The 17,515-nt window shown below is 68.0% G+C and carries 22 protein-coding genes and 2 tRNA genes; 10 read left to right on the top strand and 14 right to left on the bottom strand.

What is annotated here, in order from left to right; translation table 11 throughout:
- Positions 1 to 24 precede the first annotated feature (24 nt).
- The 7 genes from LI334_RS05475 (at position 25) to LI334_RS05445 (ending at position 3,303) form a co-directional block, all read left to right on the top strand.
- Positions 25 to 522 carry a GNAT family N-acetyltransferase gene (locus LI334_RS05475; protein ID WP_227262163.1) on the top strand — a complete coding sequence of 166 codons (498 nt, stop codon included), beginning with the start codon at positions 25 to 27 and terminating at the stop codon, positions 520 to 522.
- Between the two features lie 50 nt (positions 523 to 572).
- Positions 573 to 1,067, top strand: coding sequence for a ferritin family protein (locus LI334_RS05470; protein WP_227262162.1), 495 nt, complete (start codon positions 573 to 575; stop codon positions 1,065 to 1,067).
- 34 nt (positions 1,068 to 1,101) lie between these two features.
- On the top strand, positions 1,102 to 1,542 hold the full coding sequence (locus tag LI334_RS05465) for a metal-dependent transcriptional regulator (protein ID WP_227262325.1): 441 nt from the start codon (positions 1,102 to 1,104) through the stop codon (positions 1,540 to 1,542).
- A 37-nt stretch (positions 1,543 to 1,579) separates the two neighbouring features.
- Positions 1,580 to 1,927, top strand: a complete 348-nt coding sequence (locus LI334_RS05460) for a hypothetical protein (protein WP_227262161.1) — start codon at positions 1,580 to 1,582, stop codon at positions 1,925 to 1,927.
- Between the two features lie 116 nt (positions 1,928 to 2,043).
- A tRNA-Gln gene (locus tag LI334_RS05455) sits at positions 2,044 to 2,116 on the top strand.
- A 69-nt stretch (positions 2,117 to 2,185) separates the two neighbouring features.
- The gene (locus tag LI334_RS05450; RefSeq protein ID WP_227262160.1) at positions 2,186 to 2,503 is read left to right on the top strand and encodes a hypothetical protein; all 318 of its coding nucleotides are present in this window, start codon (positions 2,186 to 2,188) and stop codon (positions 2,501 to 2,503) included.
- A 113-nt stretch (positions 2,504 to 2,616) separates the two neighbouring features.
- Positions 2,617 to 3,303 (top strand): HD domain-containing protein, encoded by a 687-nt coding sequence (locus LI334_RS05445; protein ID WP_227262159.1) that lies wholly within the window; start codon positions 2,617 to 2,619, stop codon positions 3,301 to 3,303.
- Here LI334_RS05445 and LI334_RS05440 read toward each other — a convergent pair.
- The 3 genes from LI334_RS05440 to LI334_RS05430 are packed head-to-tail and all read right to left on the bottom strand — an operon-like array spanning position 3,300 to position 5,941.
- On the bottom strand, positions 3,300 to 4,034 hold the full coding sequence (locus LI334_RS05440; RefSeq protein WP_227262158.1) for a TMEM165/GDT1 family protein: 735 nt from the start codon (positions 4,032 to 4,034) through the stop codon (positions 3,300 to 3,302). The two genes, LI334_RS05445 and LI334_RS05440, sit on opposite strands and share 4 nt — an antisense overlap.
- Positions 4,031 to 4,699 (bottom strand): metal-dependent transcriptional regulator, encoded by a 669-nt coding sequence (locus tag LI334_RS05435; RefSeq protein ID WP_227262157.1) that lies wholly within the window; start codon positions 4,697 to 4,699, stop codon positions 4,031 to 4,033. The genes LI334_RS05440 and LI334_RS05435 overlap by 4 nt, the downstream gene beginning before the upstream one ends.
- Positions 4,700 to 4,747: 48 nt before the next feature.
- Complete coding sequence (locus LI334_RS05430) at positions 4,748 to 5,941, bottom strand: threonine synthase (protein WP_227262156.1); 1,194 nt, start codon at positions 5,939 to 5,941, stop codon at positions 4,748 to 4,750.
- A 236-nt stretch (positions 5,942 to 6,177) separates the two neighbouring features.
- On the opposite strand from LI334_RS05430, the gene LI334_RS05425 reads away from it, so the two are divergent.
- Positions 6,178 to 6,957 carry a DUF7839 domain-containing protein gene (locus LI334_RS05425; RefSeq protein WP_227262155.1) on the top strand — a complete coding sequence of 260 codons (780 nt, stop codon included), beginning with the start codon at positions 6,178 to 6,180 and terminating at the stop codon, positions 6,955 to 6,957.
- A 58-nt stretch (positions 6,958 to 7,015) separates the two neighbouring features.
- On the opposite strand, the gene LI334_RS05420 is transcribed toward LI334_RS05425, so the two are convergent.
- From LI334_RS05420 to LI334_RS05400, 5 genes are read right to left on the bottom strand one after another with little or no spacing between them, the layout of a single operon-like run.
- The gene (locus LI334_RS05420) at positions 7,016 to 7,771 is read right to left on the bottom strand and encodes a proteasome assembly chaperone family protein (RefSeq protein ID WP_227262154.1); all 756 of its coding nucleotides are present in this window, start codon (positions 7,769 to 7,771) and stop codon (positions 7,016 to 7,018) included.
- A 4-nt stretch (positions 7,772 to 7,775) separates the two neighbouring features.
- A complete protein-coding gene (locus LI334_RS05415; protein WP_227262153.1) occupies positions 7,776 to 7,946 on the bottom strand; it encodes an RNA-protein complex protein Nop10 in 171 nt (56 codons plus the stop codon).
- The gene (locus LI334_RS05410) at positions 7,943 to 8,746 is read right to left on the bottom strand and encodes a translation initiation factor IF-2 subunit alpha (protein WP_227262152.1); all 804 of its coding nucleotides are present in this window, start codon (positions 8,744 to 8,746) and stop codon (positions 7,943 to 7,945) included. The genes LI334_RS05415 and LI334_RS05410 overlap by 4 nt, the downstream gene beginning before the upstream one ends.
- Positions 8,743 to 8,916: a 30S ribosomal protein S27e gene (locus LI334_RS05405; RefSeq protein ID WP_227262151.1), complete on the bottom strand. Its 174-nt coding sequence runs from the start codon at positions 8,914 to 8,916 to the stop codon at positions 8,743 to 8,745. The genes LI334_RS05410 and LI334_RS05405 overlap by 4 nt, the downstream gene beginning before the upstream one ends.
- Positions 8,916 to 9,200 (bottom strand): 50S ribosomal protein L44e, encoded by a 285-nt coding sequence (locus LI334_RS05400; RefSeq protein ID WP_227262150.1) that lies wholly within the window; start codon positions 9,198 to 9,200, stop codon positions 8,916 to 8,918. Before LI334_RS05400 ends, LI334_RS05405 begins: the two co-directional genes overlap by 1 nt.
- Before the next feature lie 104 nt (positions 9,201 to 9,304).
- On the opposite strand from LI334_RS05400, the gene LI334_RS05395 reads away from it, so the two are divergent.
- Positions 9,305 to 10,297, top strand: coding sequence for a hypothetical protein (locus LI334_RS05395; protein ID WP_227262149.1), 993 nt, complete (start codon positions 9,305 to 9,307; stop codon positions 10,295 to 10,297).
- Positions 10,298 to 10,323: 26 nt separating this feature from the next.
- Positions 10,324 to 10,587, top strand: a complete 264-nt coding sequence (locus tag LI334_RS05390; RefSeq protein ID WP_227262148.1) for an HAH_0734 family protein — start codon at positions 10,324 to 10,326, stop codon at positions 10,585 to 10,587.
- Here the strand turns inward: LI334_RS05390 and LI334_RS05385 are convergent.
- From LI334_RS05385 to LI334_RS05360, 6 genes are all read right to left on the bottom strand, one after another.
- Positions 10,584 to 12,818, bottom strand: a complete 2,235-nt coding sequence (locus LI334_RS05385; protein ID WP_227262147.1) for a DUF2298 domain-containing protein — start codon at positions 12,816 to 12,818, stop codon at positions 10,584 to 10,586. The genes LI334_RS05390 and LI334_RS05385 overlap by 4 nt on opposite strands.
- 230 nt (positions 12,819 to 13,048) lie before the next feature.
- Positions 13,049 to 13,123 (bottom strand) — tRNA-Met (locus LI334_RS05380).
- A 65-nt stretch (positions 13,124 to 13,188) separates the two neighbouring features.
- Positions 13,189 to 13,923 (bottom strand): DJ-1/PfpI family protein, encoded by a 735-nt coding sequence (locus LI334_RS05375; RefSeq protein WP_227262146.1) that lies wholly within the window; start codon positions 13,921 to 13,923, stop codon positions 13,189 to 13,191.
- A 57-nt stretch (positions 13,924 to 13,980) separates the two neighbouring features.
- Positions 13,981 to 15,309 carry an ABC transporter ATP-binding protein gene (locus LI334_RS05370; RefSeq protein WP_227262145.1) on the bottom strand — a complete coding sequence of 443 codons (1,329 nt, stop codon included), beginning with the start codon at positions 15,307 to 15,309 and terminating at the stop codon, positions 13,981 to 13,983.
- A complete protein-coding gene (locus LI334_RS05365; protein ID WP_227262144.1) occupies positions 15,306 to 16,355 on the bottom strand; it encodes an ABC transporter ATP-binding protein in 1,050 nt (349 codons plus the stop codon). The genes LI334_RS05370 and LI334_RS05365 overlap by 4 nt, the downstream gene beginning before the upstream one ends.
- A complete protein-coding gene (locus tag LI334_RS05360) occupies positions 16,352 to 17,515 on the bottom strand; it encodes an ABC transporter permease (RefSeq protein ID WP_227262143.1) in 1,164 nt (387 codons plus the stop codon). Before LI334_RS05360 ends, LI334_RS05365 begins: the two co-directional genes overlap by 4 nt.

The following is a 17,515-nucleotide window of genomic DNA, read 5'->3' as shown; positions in this document are numbered from 1 at the left end:
CTTTCGCGGCCGCGACCCGTCGGTGTGAGCGACAGCACCGTCCGGAACGCGGTTCCCGGGGATGCGGCGCGCGTCCGGGAGATAGCGGTGGCGGCGTGGCACGAGGCGCACGCGCCCCTCATCGGCGACGACCACGTCGAGGCGTTCCTCGCGGAGCACTACACGCAAGCCGACCTCCGGGACGCCATCGAGAGCGCGAACTCTGTGTTCCTCGTCGCAGACTGCGAGCGCGTGCGGGGGTTCGTGGAGGTCGGACCGGGAGATGGGGACGGGACGTGGAGCGTCTACCGCATCTACGTCCACCCCGACCACTACGGCGAGGGCGTCGGCACCAGCCTGCTCGACGCGGCGGCGGCGGAGCTGCCGGCGTCGGCGTCCCGGCTTCGACTGGTGGTGCTCGCCGGGAACGACCGCGCCCGCGGGTTCTACGAGTCGCGCGGGTTCGAGTTCGTGCGCGAGAAGCCGAACGAGTTCGACGCGCGGGACGCGGTGTACGCGAAACGACTGGACGACACCGTTTAAGTTCGCGCGGCCCAAGGAGCGAGTATGACGGACGGACGCCGAGGTGAACCGTGAGTTCAGTCGCCGCACGCGTGGACTCGGACGACCAACTCGCGCGCCTCCTCCAGATCGGTATCGTGCTCGAAGAGGTCGTGGAAGCCCGCGCGTACCAGCACTACCAGCGCCTCCCCGCGGACGAACGCGACGAACGCATCGAGGAACTCCTCGCGGACGCCCGCGAGGAATCACACAAGCACCGCCAACGCCTCGAAGACCTCGTGGACGAACTGGACGCGGACAGCATCCCGTTCGACGACATCCAAGCACTCGTGAACGCCCAGTACGCACAGACGCGCCCCGACGACTTCGACGGCGTGCTCTACGACCAACTGAACGGCGAGGAAACGGCATACAAGTTCTACGACGACCTCATCGACGCCATCGAATCCAGCGACGCCGAGTTCAGCATCCCCCGCGACAGCCTACTCGGCGTGCTCAGCGACATCCGACAAGCCGAAGCCGAAGGCGTCGAGGAAGTCGCGAACCTCATGGAGGACCGCGTATGAGCGTGCTCCAACGACGAACCAGGAGGTGGTTCGCGTGAACACCGCCGACCAGTACTTGAAGACTATCTTCGTCGTCCAGCAGTTGGAGGACGGCCCGGCGTCCACGGGCGCGCTCGCCGACCGCCTCGACGTGAGTCCCGCGAGCGTGAACGAGATGATCGGGAAGCTCGAAGACCGCGGGCTCGTCACGCACGAGAAGTACAAGGGCGCGGCGCTCACCGACGACGGCGAGGCGCGCGCGGTCGAGGCGCTCGGCACGTACTGCATCCTCGAACGCTTCCTCGCGAACGTCCTCGACGTCGAGGAGTACCGGGAGGAAGCCCGCCAGCTCGAACCCGTTATCGACGAGACCGTCGCCGACCGCCTCGACATGATTATCGACCGCGAACCCGACTGTCCCGCCTGCTTCGACCCCGAGGCCGACGCGTGCGGGAAACTCGTCGAGGAACTCGAAGGCGTGCAGGCCGACGACTAGCCGCCACACCTACACCGCTTGCCCTCCCAGTACGCGTATGGACGACGACCTCGGCACGGCGCGCATCGTCTACGACGACCCGGAAGAAGGCACTGTCACGCGCGAACTCCAGAACGAACACATCGCGTACTTCCAAGACCACTGGATACTCAAAATCGGAGAGGACGACGGCAAGGACGTGGTTCGCCGCATCCCCGTCGAACGCGTCCACTACGTCGAACGCACCGTCGAAACCTTCGAGGACGAAGTCTCCACGCTCAAATCCCAGGTGGAATCCTTCGCGGACGACGTCCGCACCACCATCTTCGGCGGCCGCGACCGAACCACGGACTCGGGCGACGTCACCCGAATCGACGTGGAGAGCGGCGACGAGACCGACCGGTAACGCCGGAGTCTCGCAACGCATATTAGACTGGGTTCCCGATTCTGAAGTGCACGAGACGTCCCGTGGTGGTGAGCAGTTCCGACGGAGCTGCGAGGTACACGGGCTGAGCGGCGTGAAGTCCCGTGGTGTAGTGGCCAATCATAGCGGCCTTTGGAGCCGTTGACGGCGGTTCGAATCCGCCCGGGACTACTATCACATGTCTAACTTTTCTTTGGTGGGAGCGGAGTGGTTTTCCTCGCTGAGCGTGTTGCTGGTGGTATGAGTGTCTTGGAGTCGTTGCCGGGGCGGGCGTTGAGTATGGGTGAGGTGGCGGCGTTGAACGAGTCGGACGCGTTCGAGTTGGTGGTGCCGGTGGAGCGGGAGGAGGCGGTGCGGGCGGAGTCGATGGAGGAGGTGACGGTGAGCGAGGCGGTGGTGTTGGTGACGGAGTCGTGGGCGAAGGCGGTGGTGCTCGACAACGGGTGGTCGGTGGTGGAGTCGGTCGGCCTCGACGGTGTGGACGACCGGACGGAGGCGTTGTTGGAGTGTGAGCGCGCTATCGAGGACGCGCGGTTGCCGGGCGAGCGCGCGAACTAGCGCGTCGCGGGTTCTTCGCGGGTGTGTGAGTGGTCTGCAAAAGGCTAAAGAGCGAAACAGGCGTTCGTGTACGTAATGAGTTGTACGTATCGGGTTCGAACGGAGGTGGCGAGATGGGCGTCGAGATAAGGGATTCGCCCGTGTCGTCGGAGAAGATAGCGGAGATGAAGACGTTCGTCTCGGACTATCTCGCCGCGAGCGTTGAGAACGAGGACGGCGGCGGGCGGATGCGGTGGTATCCGTGGCATTCCGCGGAGTACCGGTTCAATCACATCCTGAACGTGACCGACCTGGCGGTGGAGATCGCTCGCCGGGAGGGCGCGGACGTGGACGTGGTTCGGGTCGCGTCGCTCTTCCACGACGTGGCGAAACTCGAAGCCGACCAGGACGTGCACGCGGAGGAGGGGGCGCGGGTGGCGCGGCAGTTCCTGGAGACGCACGGTGACTATCCGGCGTCGTTCGTCGACCGCGTCTGCGACGCGATCGCGAAGCACTCCTATCAGGGGTCGCTCGGCGACCTCTCCCTGGAGGCGCGGTGTCTCGTGGAGGCCGACCTCCTGGACAAGGTCGGCGCGAACGGCACCGTGTTGATGTTGTTGCGGATGGGGTACGAGGCGCGCACGCACATGGATTCGGCGGAGATGATAGAGCGCGTGTACGAGCGCGGCGAGGAGGCGGTGAGTCGCGTGGAGAGCGACGCCGCGGAGTCCATCGCGCACGAGCGGTTGAAGCGCGTGCGGTGGTTCCGGGAGTGGTTGGAGGGCGAGGTCGCGCGGATGGAGACGGACGACCGGCCCTAGACGACCCGGGAGCGTTCTGCGGCCGCGCCGACGCAGAAGAAGAGCGCGGCGACGACGGCGATGATGAGCACGAGGTCGTCGATGAGTCCGAAGACGAACACGCCGAACGCGGCGAACACGACGGCGGACGCGGCCTCGATGTAGAGCGAGGGGAGGACGCGTTCGGCCTGTTCGCCGATGAGAGCGTCCACGCCGGTGCGGAGCGCGAGCGCCGCGACGACGCCGAGGAAGACGGAGACGAGCGAGTCGGGGAACGTCGCGGCGAGCGCGATGGTGAGGAGTTGGGTCTTATCGCCGAACTCCGCGAGGCCGATGAACGTGAATCCGGTGAGGGTCGGGCCGTGGCCTTCGGTGAGTCCGCGGAGGGGTGCGGGGACGAGGGTCGCGGGGTCGTAGGGCGTGAGGGGGCTGGCGCGAACGGTGTTGAGGACGTTCAGGAGCGTCCACGCCGCGAAGACGAGGAAGAGCCCGCCGGTCGCGACGGTCATCGCGGACGCGGGGACGACGCGTGTGATGGTGCTGCCGAACACGACTTCGAGCGCGCTCCACGCCGCGAAGGCGGCCATCGCGCCGAGGAAGATGCGTTTCGCGTCGTACTTCGTGGCGAGCGTGACGACGGCGAGCTGGCCCTTGTCGCCGAAGGTCGCGAGGAGGTTCGCGAGGAACGCCGCGAGGAACGGTCCGTAGTGGGCGTACTGTTCGATGACGCCCTGGAGGCCGCTCGCGGTCATGGCTGTGCCTCGGCGGCGGGGCGGACGCGGATGGTCGCGGCGACCGATTCGGGGAGCGTCACGGTCTCGCCGTCGATGTCGAGGACGAGCGTGCCGATGGGCGTGGTGTCCGTGACGGTGAGCGCGGTTCCGGGTTCGACGCCGACCTCGGAGAGATAGCGGAGTTCCTCGTCGTCGCGGTCGCTCACGCGCGCGACGACGACGCTGTCGCCGGGTTCGGCGCTCGCGAGCGAGACGGTGTCGTCCTCCGCGAGCGTGAGGTCCTCGCTCGGGATGGGGTCACCGTGCGGGTCGACGCGGGGGTCGCCGAGCGCGTCCGCGACCCGGCGCTCGAACTCCTCGCTGATGTGGTGTTCGAGCGCGTCCGCCTCGTCGTGCACCTCCGACCACTCGTAGTCGAGGTGTTCCGCGAGGTAGGCTTCGAGGAGGCGGTGGTGGCGCAGCACTTCGAGCGCGACGGCTTCGCCGTCCTCGGTGAGTTCGACGCCCTTGTACTTCTCTCGAACCAGGAACCCGCGGTCTTCGAGGTTCTCCAGCATCGAGGTGACGGTCGGCGAGGTCACGTCGAGCGCGTCCGCGACGGTCGAGGTGCGGACGGGCGGGCCGTGCTCGCGCTGGAGCATGTAAATCGTCTTCAGGTAGTCCTCCATCACGTCGGAGAGCATTCGATACCGAGAATTAGAACCGTCTAACTATGAAGTTTGTGTCCCCGACTAGATGCCCTTGCTCATCAGGTGACTGCGGAGCACGTCGTCGTCCTTGCTCCCGTGACCCGTGTTCAGGAGGACGACGGTGTCCTCCTCATCGAACTCGCCGCGTTGGGCGAGCTCCCACGCGCCGGACGCCGCCGCCGCGCACGTCGCGCCCATCTCGACGCCCTCGTTCTGCGCGACCGTGACGGCGGAGTCGAGGATGTCCTGGTCGCTCGTCGCGACCGCGCCGCCGTCGGACTCCCTGAGCGCGTCCAGAATCAGCGGGCTCGCGCCCGGGTCGGGAATCTCGATGCCGCCGCAGATGGTGTCCGGGTTCTGCCACGGCTCGTGCACGTCACGACCCTCCTCGAACGCCCGCACGACCGGCGCACAGCCCTCCGCCTGCGCCGCGTACATCGCCGGCAGGTCGCCGGTCAGCCCGAGGTCGCGGAGCTCCTTCGCGGCCTTGTGCATCCCCACGAGCCCGACGCCGCCGCCCGTCGGGTAGACGACCGCGTCCGGCACCTCCCAGTCGAGCTGTTCGACCGTCTCGTACAGCATCGTCTTCTTCCCCTCGTGGCGGTACGGCGTGACGAACGTCTTCACCGAGTACCACTCGGGGTTCTCCGCCATCGCGCCCTCGTACGCCGCGCCGGCGTCCCCGATGCGGCCCTCGACGACGTTCATGTCGCCGCCGTGCACGTTCACCATCGCCTTCTGCGTGAACCCCGACCGCGACGGCAGGAACACGTGCGCGTCCAGGCCCGCGCGGGCCGCGTACGCCGCCGCCGCCTGCCCCGCGTTCCCCGCCGACGCAAGCGCCACGTCGCTCGCGCCGTGCTGACTCGCCGCGGTCACCGCCACCGTCTGCCCCCGGTCTTTGAACGTCCCCGTCGGATTCCGGCCCTCGTCCTTGATGAGGACGCGCCCGACGCCGAGTTCGTCCGCGAGCTTCGGCGCCTCCACCAGCGCCGTCGCCCCCTCGTCCATCGACACCGCAGACTCCCGCGTGAACGGCAGGAGCTCCTCGTACCGCCACATCGAATCGAATCGCCGGGACTCGAACGTCTCCCGCGACACGTCGAGCGCGTCCAAATCGTACTCGGGGTCGAGAATCCCCTCACACTCCGGACACCGATGCGTCGCCTCCTCGGCGTCGAACGACTCTCCACAATCCACGCACCGCAACCCAGTGAACGCCTCAGTCGTCTCCATACACGTACTCCACGACCCGCGTCGAAAGGAGTTACCCTTGCGGGACGCCCCGCCGGGTCGCACTCGCTCGCTTCGCTCCCTCGCGCGACTACCGTCGAACACAGTTCGACTGAGTCGCGTTCGCTCACTGCGTGCTCACGCGACCAACGCAAACTCCGCTTGCTGGGTCGCACTCGCTCACCCTGCTCCCTCGCGCGACCGGTGGAACTTTGAGCGTTCCACCCCCCGAATCGCGTATGGCCGACGTGCTCTCCGATAAGCGCTCCGCGACGCGCTTCCGGATTCTGGTGGAAATCGCGGACCGGCAGCCCGCGGTGAGTCAGGGCGAGATAGCGGACGCCGTCGGCGTCACCACGCAGGCGGTCTCCGAGTACATCCGGGAACTCACGGAGGAGGGACTGGTGGAGAAGGAGGGACGCTCGCGCTACCGCATCACGAAGGAGGGCGTAGACTGGCTCCTCCGGACGGCGGACGACGTGCGGCGGTACGCAGACCGCGTGACCGAGGACGTACTCGGGAGCGTGCAGGAGGACGCCGCCATCGCCACCGGCGACATCAGCCAGGGCGACACCGTCACGCTCGACATGCGCGAAGGACTGTTGCACGCCACCCCCGGCGAGGAAGGGCCGGCGACGGGCGTCGCGACCACGGACGCCGCCGCGGGCGAGGACGTGGGCGTCACGGGCTTCGAGGGCATCATCGACCTCGCGCCGGGTTCCGTCACCGTCTACCAGGTGCCGCCCGTGCGCTCCGGCGGCAGCAACGAGGTCGCGCTCGACGAACTCGCCGCCGAAGCGAGCCGCGCAAACCTCGTGCTCGCCGCCGGCGTCGAAGCCGTCGTCGCGCTCCGGAAGACCGACACCGAACCCGCGACCACGTTCGCCGTCGGGGACGTGGCCGCGGACGCCGCGAGCCGCGGGCTCGAAGTCGTCGTCGTCGCCACCGCCGACGCCGTCGGCCGCGTCACCGACCCGCTCCGGGACGCCGGCGCAACCTACGAAGTCGTCGACCTCTAACCACCAGGCTCACAATCCGCGTTCCGCACGTCAGAAGAGAAACCCCGAGAGTCCGTAGTCAGCCGATGTACCGGAGGTCGTCCTCGCTCCCCGGACTCGGCCCCTGTTCCATCTGCTGCATCTGCTCGACCACGTCCTCCATCTCGTCCGCGCGCTCGTCCAGCGCGTCGAAGTCCACGTCGAACCCGAGGAGGGATTCGAGGACTTCGAGGACGGCTTTCGCGCTCTTCGGGTCGACGAGGTAGCCAGAGGTCTCACCCATCAGACACGCGGCGTCGAACCCGCGGCGGCCGCCGAGACCGAGGAGGAGACCGCTCGTGCCGACGATACCGCCGGCGGGTTCCTCGGACCGGAACTCGACACCGGCCTCCTCCAGGTCGGCCGCGAGCGCTTCGTCGCTGACCGCGCCGACGACGCCGTACTCCTCGATGAGTTCGCCCGTGGGAACGCCGCCGAGCGCGAACACGTCCGAAACCCCGAACTCCTCGGCGATGTCGAGGAAGGCGTCCGTCACGCGATAGTGGCCGGCGTTCTCCTGCGCCTGATGGTCGCCCGTGAGAACGAGGAGGTCGCGGCCCTCCGTCTCGACGGCGTGCACCTCGACGTGCGCGAGTTCCGCGACGCCCTCGTCGCCCACAGTCACCTGCGGCGGGAAGTGCTCCGAGTACACGCGCCGAACGAGCGTGCTCTCCCCCTCCTCGACGACGTGCTCGGCGACGAGCTTCCCGACGTGCCCGACGCCCGGAAGCCCCTCGACGAACACGGGGTTCGTGAGGTCGGCGTCCGCGACCGTCTCGACTTCGAGTTCCTGCATGCTCCTAGTCCCGAACGCGTCTCTTAAGAGCGCGTCGGTACTCCCCGTACGGGTCTTCGGGGTTGAACGGCGCTGGCGCGCTGTTCTCGGCGTCCGCCCCGCACTCGGGACAGGTAGAAGAGAGCGTGTACACCGGGCGGTCGTGGTCGCGGCACACCCGGATGTCTGACTTCACTGGTCTTCGTCGAGCTGGCGCTCGCGGTGGAACTCACCGCTCCCGCCGGCCGCGGCGATGGCGTCGGTCGCGCGGGCGGCGCTCGCTTCGAGTTCGTCCTCCGCGGTCTTGTAGTTCGGCGCCTGCACCTTGATGCGGTACTCCGGCGACCCGACGTACGTCACGTCCAGGTCGATTTCGTCCGGAATCTCGCCGTCGCCCTCGGCGGCCTGCAACGACTCCTTGATGTCGTCCACGCCGTCCCCCGCCGGGGATTCGAGGTGGACGTACCCGGTGACCGTGACGTAGGGCACGGAGACGTTGTCGCGCGCCGTGGAGACGACAGCCTCGACGTCGTCCTCGTCGAGGTCGGTGGGGTCGAGCGCGTCCGGCCCGTGGATGGCGGCCTGCTCGAAGCCCTCGTAGAGACTGCCGAACTCCGCGATGAGTTCGTTCGCGACGGCGCGGAACTGGTCGTCCGCCATCTCCTCGCCGAACGCGATGCTCATCCACTTATCGGCCTTCTGCTCGTTCTTCCAGTCCTGAATCGCGTCCGAGCGCTGGTGTTCGTTGACGTCCTTGATGGAGAGGTCTATCTGCTGGGCGTCCCTGTCCACGTCCAGGACTTTCGCGACGACCGTCTGCCCCTCGCGGACGTGGTCGCGGACGTTCTTGATCCAGCCGGACGCGACCTCGCTGATGTGGACCAGCCCGCGCTTGTCCTCGTACTCCTCGAGGTCGACGAACACGCCGAAGTCCTCTATCTCGTCGACCTTTCCGACGACGAGTTCACCGGGCTCGGGCCAGCCTTCGTACTTCATCGAGTCTCGACGGTTTCGAGGACGTCGCCCTCGATGTCGGCCTCCCCGCCGGTCGGGCGCGCGAGCGTCGTGCCGCAGACGGCGCACGCGACCTCGCTGGAGGCTTTCCCGAAGACGACCTGTTCGTTCTCACAGTCCGGACATTCGACGCTGTAGAAGTTCCCGGGCATTATTCTTGAAGCTCCAGTCGGCCGGCGCGCCATCCCTCGCGGAGGTGGGCCTTCCCACACTCGCTGCAGCGGTACTTGAGGTCGGTCTTCTTGGTGGGCTTGTCGCCACCCGGCACCTTCGAGAACTTACCGGCGTTCCCGATGCGGGAGGTCTTGCGGTCGCGCTGGCGGCCGTTGACCTTCGTCATGCCGGACGTGCGGCCGGAACGGACTTTCTCCACCTCGTGTTCGTTGTGCTCGTTGCAGTGCGGGCAGTACGTGTTGAAGCGGCGTGGCATCTGCATAGTGAATCGACTCTTGTCGTCTGCTTCGACTGGGGGCCTTAAAATCCGCACGGTTCGACCCCGCCCACCGAAAACCCAATGTCGTGTGCGTCGTACGCACACCCGTGTCTCGACGCGCCCTCCTCGCGCTCGCCGCCCTCCTCGTCGCGGCGGCCGTCGCCGCACCCGTCGCGGCCCGCCCGCCCCCGGAAGACGTGGACGGCTTTCCCGTGTTCGCGGGCGAGCGCCACGACTACCCCGCATCAGCTGTCGAGAACGTCTCCGTCACCGTCGCCGTCGCCGCGAACGGCACGAGCGCGTGGACGGAGCGCGCGACGCTCGCGAACCCGGAGACCGCCGAGGCGTTCCGCGAGAACGACACGCTCCGTCGCCTCGTCGTGACCGAGGCGTTCGACCACCGGTTCGACCATGCGACCACGAACGTCCACGCGCGCCTCGACGGCGACGCCCTCGTCGTGACGTACCGCCTCGACGGCGTCGTCCACACCGGCCCGGGCGGCGGCGTGCTGTTCGCGCCGTTCGCGGGCTACGGGAACGACTACCGCCCCAGCGGCGCGGACGTGACGATACGGGCACCCGTGGACTACCAGGTGACCGGCGCGCCGTCCGCGATGACCGCGCACGAACGGGTCGTCCGGTGGAACGACTCCACGGGCACCGGGATGGCCGGCGTCTCCCCGGGCCTCGTGGTGTTCGCGCCCGACGACGCCGCGCTCCCCGGCCTGCGCGGCGAACTCGCCGTGGTCGCGACGTACGGCCCGGCGACGCTCCGCACCGCCGCGGGCGGCGCGCTGCTCTACGGGCCCGGGTTCGGCCTCCTGCTCGCCGGCCTCCTCGGACTCTCCGCCACGCTCCTCGGGACGCCGAGCATCGCCGCGAGCCGAGAGCAACTCGAACGCGCCGGGTTCGTCGCCGTCCTCGTCGCCGTGTTCGCGTGGATACTCGTCGTCGCCTACCCAGACACGGGCGCGGGGCCCGGCGTCGTCGTTCCGTGGTGGCTGGTCGCGCTCACCGTCACGCTCCCCGCGGGCGTCGTCGGCGGCGCGTTGCTCGCGCTCGCGCGGTGGTACGACCGCGGGGGAGTGCGAAGCGTTTAATCGGCCCGCCCGCGCACGCTCCAGTCATGAAGCGGCTCATCATCGACGGGGATCCGGGCGTCGGGAAGGACGCCGTCATCGAACACGACGGCGAGGAACAGATCCTCTTCGGCATCTCGCGGAACGGCGACTGGCACGGTCCGAAGCGCGTCCAGCTCTGGTGCACGATGGGCACCGAGGACGAGCGCGAGGACTTCGAGAAGCGGAACTTCGTCCCGCAGTGGCTCGACGTGGAGCGCGTGCAGGCGGAGGACGTGACGGTCGTCGACCCGGCGAGCGCGCGGAGCTAGGCCGCGAGCCGGGACTGGTTCACGGCGTACACGGTCACCTCCTCGTTCTCGTAGGCGACGCTGATTCCGGGTTCGGACTCGAACGATACGGAGCCGTAGGCGTCGCGTTCGAGCGGCCCGTAGTAGATGTACTGCACGTCGTAGTAGTCGAGGAGCACCGCTCGGGACTCCGCGCTGTCGAGCGTGTAGACGAAGTTCACGTCCCGGACGCGGCGGTCGTAGCGAGCCGAATCGTGGTAGTTCCGGGCGTGCACCCAGCCGGCGACGGTGGGGATGCCGGTGAGGCTGGACGCGGGGTTCGCCCACTGGTAGATGTCGCTGCTCGGACGGGAGACGATGGTCGGTTGGCCGTCGATGGTCTCGTCCATCCACTCGATGGCGGCGGCCTCGGCGGGATGGTAGTCCTCGGCGGTCTCGAACGCGTCCAGGGACGGGTCGCCCATGTCCGCGAAGTGCCGGGAGAGCGAGAGCGACGCGTACGGCACGCAGAGCGAGCAGACGAGCAGGGCGACGAGCGCGACGCGGAGCGCGGTCGCGCGGTCGAGTTCGCGAGGGGCGGGGAGTCGGTCGCGGGCGTGGGGGAGGACGCCGGCGAGCGCGACGCCCGCGGCGATGGCCCAGAGCGCCCAGACCTGCGCGTACACCTTGAACACGGTGTTGAACCGGCCCGCGCCCGCGGCGTCGTTCAGGTACGCGAACTCCACGAGCACGACGAGGCCCGCGCCCGCGACGACGAGCATCGTCTCGTAGCCCGCGTCCCGGCGGCGGAGGGCGTACCAGCCGGCGGCGACGAGCGGCCCGGCGAGCGCGAGGCCGACGAGGTCGAACAGCCAGCCGAACGCCGCGAGCGCCAGCACTGTAGCGGCGACGCCGGCGGCGAGCGCTCGGGTATCCCGGTCGCGGGCGGTCGTCCGCGCGAGGAACGCGGCGAACACGGCGAGGAACGCGCCGTGCACGAGCACGAACGGCCCGAGCGGGCTGCGCTCGGGGAGGACGGCGAGCGTCTGCTTGCTCGCGCCGGCGAGGAGCACCGTGGAGACGAACGGCCACGTCCACGCGAGCGCGAGCGGGACGACGGGAAGCACGAGCAGGAGGGCGACGACGGGACGCCCGACCTCGGCGCGCACGCCGTCGAGCGAGGGCTGGACGCGCTCGGGGAGGAGCGTCCACGGCGGACGGGGGGAGAGCGCGAGCGCGAGCCACGCCAGCCCGACACCGGTGGGGAAGCTCCACGTGTTCGTCGCGAGCAAGAGGCCGAGGACGGGCGGGAACGCGCCGTAGACGAGGAGGCGGCGACGCCACGCGCCCTCGGAGCGCCAGTACGCGTAGAGCACCGCGAGCGCGGCGACGAGCACGGTGACGCTCATCATGTGCGCGTGCAGGTCGCCGTTCAGGTACGCGAACAGCGGGAACTCGTTGATTGTTCCGGGGATGACGCGGCTCGCCGGCCAATACGAGAACGTCCCCGGGTCGATGACGGCCGCGTCGTAGGGGACGCCGGCGAGGTTCGCGAGCCAGCGCCCGACGCCGTCGGGGAGGAGCGTGACGACGACGCGAACGGGCGTGCGGACGTTACTCGCGAGACCGAACAGGAGCGCCGCGAGCGCGCCACCGGCGAGCGGCCGATAGCCGCGGCGGCGCGCGAGTTCGCGCCCGAACCCGAAGACTGCGGTGACGGCCATCGCGTAGAACGACGCGAGCGCCGGGCCGTACGCGAACCGGGGGTCGGTTCCCGCGAGCGTCGTGAAAATCGCGGCGACGAGGTGGCCGCCGTAGTAGTAGACGACGTGCTCGCCCGCGAACCAGAAGTCCTCCGGCGGCAGGCTGTCGCCGCGAAGGAGCGACCGGAGGAGTCCGTAGTCAAGGAACTTCTCGCCGCCGCTCGCGTACACGCCGGGGTCGGCCGCACGCACCGCTATCAGGAACAGGAACGCCGCCGAGAACACCGTGAGGGTCGCCGCGAGCGCGCGCCCGTCCACGTCGAGCCCGTCGCGCGCGAGCCACAGCGACCCGCCCGCGAACACCGCGAGCACGCCGAGAACCACCGGCAGACCGAACGAGACCCGTCCGAGCCAGAGGACGGGCACCGTCACGGACACGACGACGAGCGGGAGCGCGACGAACGCCCCGCCGTCCCGCGCGTCCGGGAGAAGCCGCGACGCCGCCGGCACCCCCAGTCCGAGCAACGCCACCAACAACACCCACCAGGCGGCGACGACCCCGTACTCCATCACCACGAACACCCGCGGCCGACGGCATACGCTTTGGGATATCCGAGAAGCGAAGCCGGAACCTCGAACACCGGCCGCTGGTCGAGGTACTGCACGTCAGAAGTAGCGGGAGGTAGATTTGAACCGCGGTCGTTCCGCGTACGCGCCACTTCCTGATTCAAATCTACTCGCGTACGAGTTCGTTCACGACCGAACTCACCTGTAAGTGAGTTCGGTGTTCACGCCAGAAGTAGCGGGAGGTAGATTTGAACTACCGATCTCCGGGTTATGAGCCCGGCGGAATCTCCTGGCTATCCCATCCCGCTACCAGTTCGTAGTCGAGTCCGACGAATAAGGGTTGTGATTCGGTCGCCGTGTGGGAGTTCTCCCCTCAGTCGAGTTCGTCGAGGAGGGCGTCCGCGGCGGCCGCGGAGGACTCGGGGCCGCGGGCGGTGACGAGGTCGCCGTCCACCGTAACGGAAGTGTCCGCGTCGAGTTCCGCGTCCCAGTCGCCGCCCGCCGCCTCGACCTCGTCCTCGACCCAGTAAGGGAGTTTGCGGCCGTCCGGCATCCGGTCGTAGTCGTCCACGATGCCCTCCTCCCACGCGTTCGGGAACCCGGTGACATCGCGACCGTCCACGAGGAACTCGCCGCCGTCGTTCTCACGTCGCGCTCGCGGTTCACCACCGCTCGCGTCTTCCGAAGCGCGTGGCGCTTCGTAGGTGAACGCGAGGATACCGACCGCGTGACAGACGACGAGCGCTTTCCCGTCGTCCCCGGCGACCGCGTTCCGGAGGAGGCGACGGGCGTCCCTGTCCTGATTCACGTCCCACGCGGTGCCGTGACCGCCCGGGAACACGACCGCGTCGTACCCGTCCGCCTCGACCGCGGCGAGCGGCTCGGGGTCGTTCAGTCGGTCGTCGTTCTCGTGCACGTCACGCACGAACTCCGCCGTCTCCTCGCCGACCTCGTCCGGGTCGGCCGAGCGCTCGTCCAGCACGGGCGGCGACCCGGACGGCGTCGCCACCGTGATATCGAAGCCTGCGCTGTCGAGCGTCGTCAGTGGTTCCGCGCACTCTTCGCCCCAGTAGCCTTCCTCGCTCACGACGAACAACGCACGAGACATACGAGAACGAACGGCCGCCGCGAGGAAAAGCGGTGTGCCGGCGGTGGCGAGTGCCGGTTAGTCGTCCGCGGGTTCGATGGTTTGCGCGACGCCGTCCGCGTGGAGGTGGCAGGCGGCCGGGTGGCCGGTGCCGGTGTCCATCAGGTCGGGTTCGGACTGCTCGCACACGGTCTCGAACTCGTCGGCGAGCAGCGACCGCGCGTCGTCGAGGTTCCGGCGGACGATGTCGTCGAGCGCCTCGTCGAGCACGGATTCCGCCGCGCTGCTCGTGAGCTGCTCGGGGATGTCGTGCTCGCGGCGCAGTTCGTCCTTCATGCGCTCGCGTTCCGCCGCGGTCGCGGACTCGTCGTCCTCGACCCCGACGAACTCGCGGAGCCCGTCGACGTCCACGCCGTGTTCGTTCATCGAGACGCGGAGGTTCATCACGCCCCGCCAGTTCTCCTGTTCGAACTCGTAGCCCTCGGGCTGGATGACTTCCGGGCACCGAGAGTGGAAGTTACACCCGGACGGCGGGTTCGAGGGGTTCGGCACCTCGCCGTGCAGGCCGGCGTCGATACCGCGCGAATCGAGGTCGACGGTCGGGATGGAACGGAGGAGCGCCCGCGTGTACGGATGCTGGGGGTTTTCGAAGAGCGACTCGGTGTCACCGATCTCCACGATCTTCCCGAGGTACATCACGGCGACGCGGTCGCAGACCTCCCGCACGACGCTCATGTCGTGACTGATGAAGAGGATGGAGAGGTCGAACTCGTCCTGGATGTCCTGCAGGAGCGAGAGGACTTCCGCCTGCACGGACACGTCGAGCGCGCTCACCGGCTCGTCGGCCACGATGAGGCGTGGGTTGACGACGAGCGCGCGGGCGAGCGCGACCCGCTGTTTCTGGCCGCCGGAGAGTTCGTGCGGGTAGCGGTCGGCGTCGTCGGCGTTCAAACCGACGCGCTCCAGGAGGTTCCGCGCGATTTCGTGGCGGCGCTCGCGCGGCCCGACGTTGTGAATCCGGAGCGGCTCCGAGATGGACTCTCCCATCGTCATCCGGGGGTCGAAGCTCGAATCCGGGTTCTGGAAGATCATCTGGGCCTCGCGGCGGAACCGCTTCAGTTCGGTGTCGTTGTACGTCGTGATGTCCTCGCCGTCGAAGTTCACGCTCCCCTCGGTCGGGTCTTCGAGGCGGAGGATGCTCTCCGCCGCCGTGGACTTCCCGCAGCCGGACTCGCCGACGAGTCCGACGGTTTCGCCGGGCGCGATGTCGAACGAGATGCCGTCGACCGCGCGCACGCGGCCGACCTCCTTGTTCAACAGCCCCTGCGTTATCGGGTAGTGCTTCTTGAGGTTCCGGACTTCGAGAAGCGGTTCGCGGGCCGTGGATGTGGATAGCTGCTGGCTCATCGTTCGCCTCCGTCGGTGGTGACGTCCTGCTGGTTCGCGTTCTGCGCGCCGTCGAACGTGAGGTCGGACGCGTCGTATCCCGGTCCGTAGTAGACACAGGAGGCGTCGTGCGACCCCTCGATGGTGTGCCGGGGCGGCTGGTCGCCCGTCCGGCAGTCCTCGGTCGCGAACTCACACCGCGGATGGAACCGACAGCCCTCCGGCGGGTTCGTGACGCTCGGGAGCGCGCCCGGGATGCGGTTCATCGACCGACCGCGGCCCGGGAGGCACTCGATGAGCGCGTTCGTGTACGGATGCGAGGGATTCTGGAACACCTCCTCGACCGTCCCGGTCTCCATGACCTTCCCGGAGTACATCACCACGACGCGGTCGGCGATTTCGGAGACGACGCCGAGGTCGTGCGTGACGAAGATGATGCTCATCCCCATCTCCTCCTGGATGTCCTCCAGGAGGCGGAGAATCTGCGCCTGAATCGTCACGTCGAGCGCCGTCGTCGGCTCGTCCGCGATGAGGAGGTCGGGGTCGCACGCGAGCGCCATCGCGATGAGGACGCGCTGTTTCATCCCGCCCGAGAACTCGTGCGGGTAGTCGTCCACGCGCGCGCTCGCCTCCGGAATCCCGGTCTCGTCGAGCAGTTCGATGACGCGCCGACGAACCTCCTTCTTCGACATGTCGCTACGGTGGATGCGGAGCGTCTCCCCGATCTGGCGGCCGACCTTGTACACGGGGTTCAGGCCGTTCTGGGGGTTCTGGAAGATGTGACTGATGCGGTTTCCGCGAATCTTCTGGAGTTCCTTCCCGGTCATCGACGTGAGATCCATCCCGTCGAACGTGACGGTTCCCTCGACGATTTCGCCGGGCGGCATGTCCAGAATCTTCGTGATGGACTCGCTCGTCACCGTCTTCCCGCTCCCGGACTCGCCGACGATAGCGACGGTCTCGCCCTGCTTCACGTCGAACGAGACGCCGTCGACGGCGTACGCGGTGCCGTCCTCAGTGTGGAAGTGCGTCTTCAGGTCTTCGACGGAGAGGAGGGGGTCGCTCACAGGCCACCACCTCCACCGACTTCCTGCCGGGGGTCCATCGCGTCACGCATCGCCTCGCCGACGTAGTAGAACGCGAGCACGGTAAGGAACAGGAAGATACCCGGAATCGTGGATATCCACCAGGCCTGCTCGATGTTCGCCTGCCCGGCGGCGATGGTGCGACCCCACGAGAACGTGTTCGGGTCGCTGAACCCGAGGAACGCGAGCGACGCCTCCCCGAGGATGAACCCGGGGACGGAGACGGTCGCGCTGATGATGATGCTGTTCGCGGAGTTCGGAATCAGGTGCTGGCGGACGACGTACAGCATGTTCGCGCCGGACGCCTGCGCCGCCATGATGTACTCCTCCGCGGAGCGCTGGAGCGCCTCGCCGCGAACCGTCCGGGCGACGCCCTCCCAGCTGAAGAACCCGAAGAGGAGGATGATCATCCAGAGTTTACTGCCGAACAGGTAGGTCAGCAGGAGCAGGAGCATGAACGTCGGGAAGACGGACTGGATGTCCGTGTACCGCATCAGGACTTCGTCCATCCACCCGATGTCCATCGCGGTCGCGAGCGCGGCGACCGCGCCGACGAGCGAGCCGATGAGCACCGTGAACACGGTCGCGATGAAGCCGACTTCCATGCTGACGCGCATCCCGTACACGACGAGCGCGAGGATGCCGCGTCCCTCGGCGGACGTCCCGAACGGGTACTGCATCGTCCCCGTCTTCTCGACGCCGTTGATGGTCGCGGTGACGCCGGCGGGCGGGAGGATGCGGTTGTCGAACCGGATCTGGGGCGGGTCGACGACGACCGGCCCGAAGATGCCGACGACGAAGATGAAGGCCAGCCACGCGAGCGCGACGACCGCCATCTTGTTCTTCTTGAACCGCTTCCAGTAGAACTGCCGCATCCGTTCGTTCTTGTAGAGCGGGTAGAACCCGTGGAAGAACATCGCGACGAGCGTCACGAGGAACAACCACTCGACGCTGAGCACGTCCCACCCGAAGATGAGCGGGTGGGCGTTCTCGATGACGAAGTGGTCGTACACGAACAGCGCGCCGATAACGAGGTACGAGAGTAGCTCCAGAATCCCGGCGCGAGTGAGGGCGAACGTCGAGACGTCCTGCGAGTCCCACTCGATGTCCTCGAACGAGATATCGTTATAATCTGATGACAT

Origin of the sequence: Salarchaeum japonicum (assembly GCF_020614395.1) — an archaeon.
Lineage (GTDB): Archaea > Halobacteriota > Halobacteria > Halobacteriales > Halobacteriaceae > Salarchaeum > Salarchaeum japonicum.
This window is presented reverse-complemented; position numbering and strand designations above follow the sequence as displayed.

Excerpts from the sequence above, each read along its gene's own strand:
- LI334_RS05410 (WP_227262152.1), bottom strand. The coding sequence starts at position 8,746 with ATGAAGTACGAAGGCTGGCCCGAGCCCGGTGAACTCGTCGTCGGAAAG.
- LI334_RS05435 (WP_227262157.1), bottom strand. The coding sequence starts at position 4,699 with ATGCTCTCCGACGTGATGGAGGACTACCTGAAGACGATTTACATGCTC.
- LI334_RS05370 (WP_227262145.1), bottom strand. The coding sequence starts at position 15,309 with ATGAGCCAGCAGCTATCCACATCCACGGCCCGCGAACCGCTTCTCGAA.
- LI334_RS05390 (WP_227262148.1), top strand. The coding sequence starts at position 10,324 with ATGAAGCGGCTCATCATCGACGGGGATCCGGGCGTCGGGAAGGACGCC.
- LI334_RS05450 (WP_227262160.1), top strand. The coding sequence starts at position 2,186 with ATGAGTGTCTTGGAGTCGTTGCCGGGGCGGGCGTTGAGTATGGGTGAG.
- LI334_RS05385 (WP_227262147.1), bottom strand. The coding sequence starts at position 12,818 with ATGGAGTACGGGGTCGTCGCCGCCTGGTGGGTGTTGTTGGTGGCGTTG.
- LI334_RS05445 (WP_227262159.1), top strand. The coding sequence starts at position 2,617 with ATGGGCGTCGAGATAAGGGATTCGCCCGTGTCGTCGGAGAAGATAGCG.
- LI334_RS05405 (WP_227262151.1), bottom strand. The coding sequence starts at position 8,916 with ATGCCCGGGAACTTCTACAGCGTCGAATGTCCGGACTGTGAGAACGAA.
- LI334_RS05460 (WP_227262161.1), top strand. The coding sequence starts at position 1,580 with ATGGACGACGACCTCGGCACGGCGCGCATCGTCTACGACGACCCGGAA.
- LI334_RS05420 (WP_227262154.1), bottom strand. The coding sequence starts at position 7,771 with ATGCAGGAACTCGAAGTCGAGACGGTCGCGGACGCCGACCTCACGAAC.
- LI334_RS05360 (WP_227262143.1), bottom strand. The coding sequence starts at position 17,515 with ATGTCATCAGATTATAACGATATCTCGTTCGAGGACATCGAGTGGGAC.
- LI334_RS05440 (WP_227262158.1), bottom strand. The coding sequence starts at position 4,034 with ATGACCGCGAGCGGCCTCCAGGGCGTCATCGAACAGTACGCCCACTAC.
- LI334_RS05375 (WP_227262146.1), bottom strand. The coding sequence starts at position 13,923 with ATGTCTCGTGCGTTGTTCGTCGTGAGCGAGGAAGGCTACTGGGGCGAA.
- LI334_RS05430 (WP_227262156.1), bottom strand. The coding sequence starts at position 5,941 with ATGGAGACGACTGAGGCGTTCACTGGGTTGCGGTGCGTGGATTGTGGA.
- LI334_RS05425 (WP_227262155.1), top strand. The coding sequence starts at position 6,178 with ATGGCCGACGTGCTCTCCGATAAGCGCTCCGCGACGCGCTTCCGGATT.
- LI334_RS05400 (WP_227262150.1), bottom strand. The coding sequence starts at position 9,200 with ATGCAGATGCCACGCCGCTTCAACACGTACTGCCCGCACTGCAACGAG.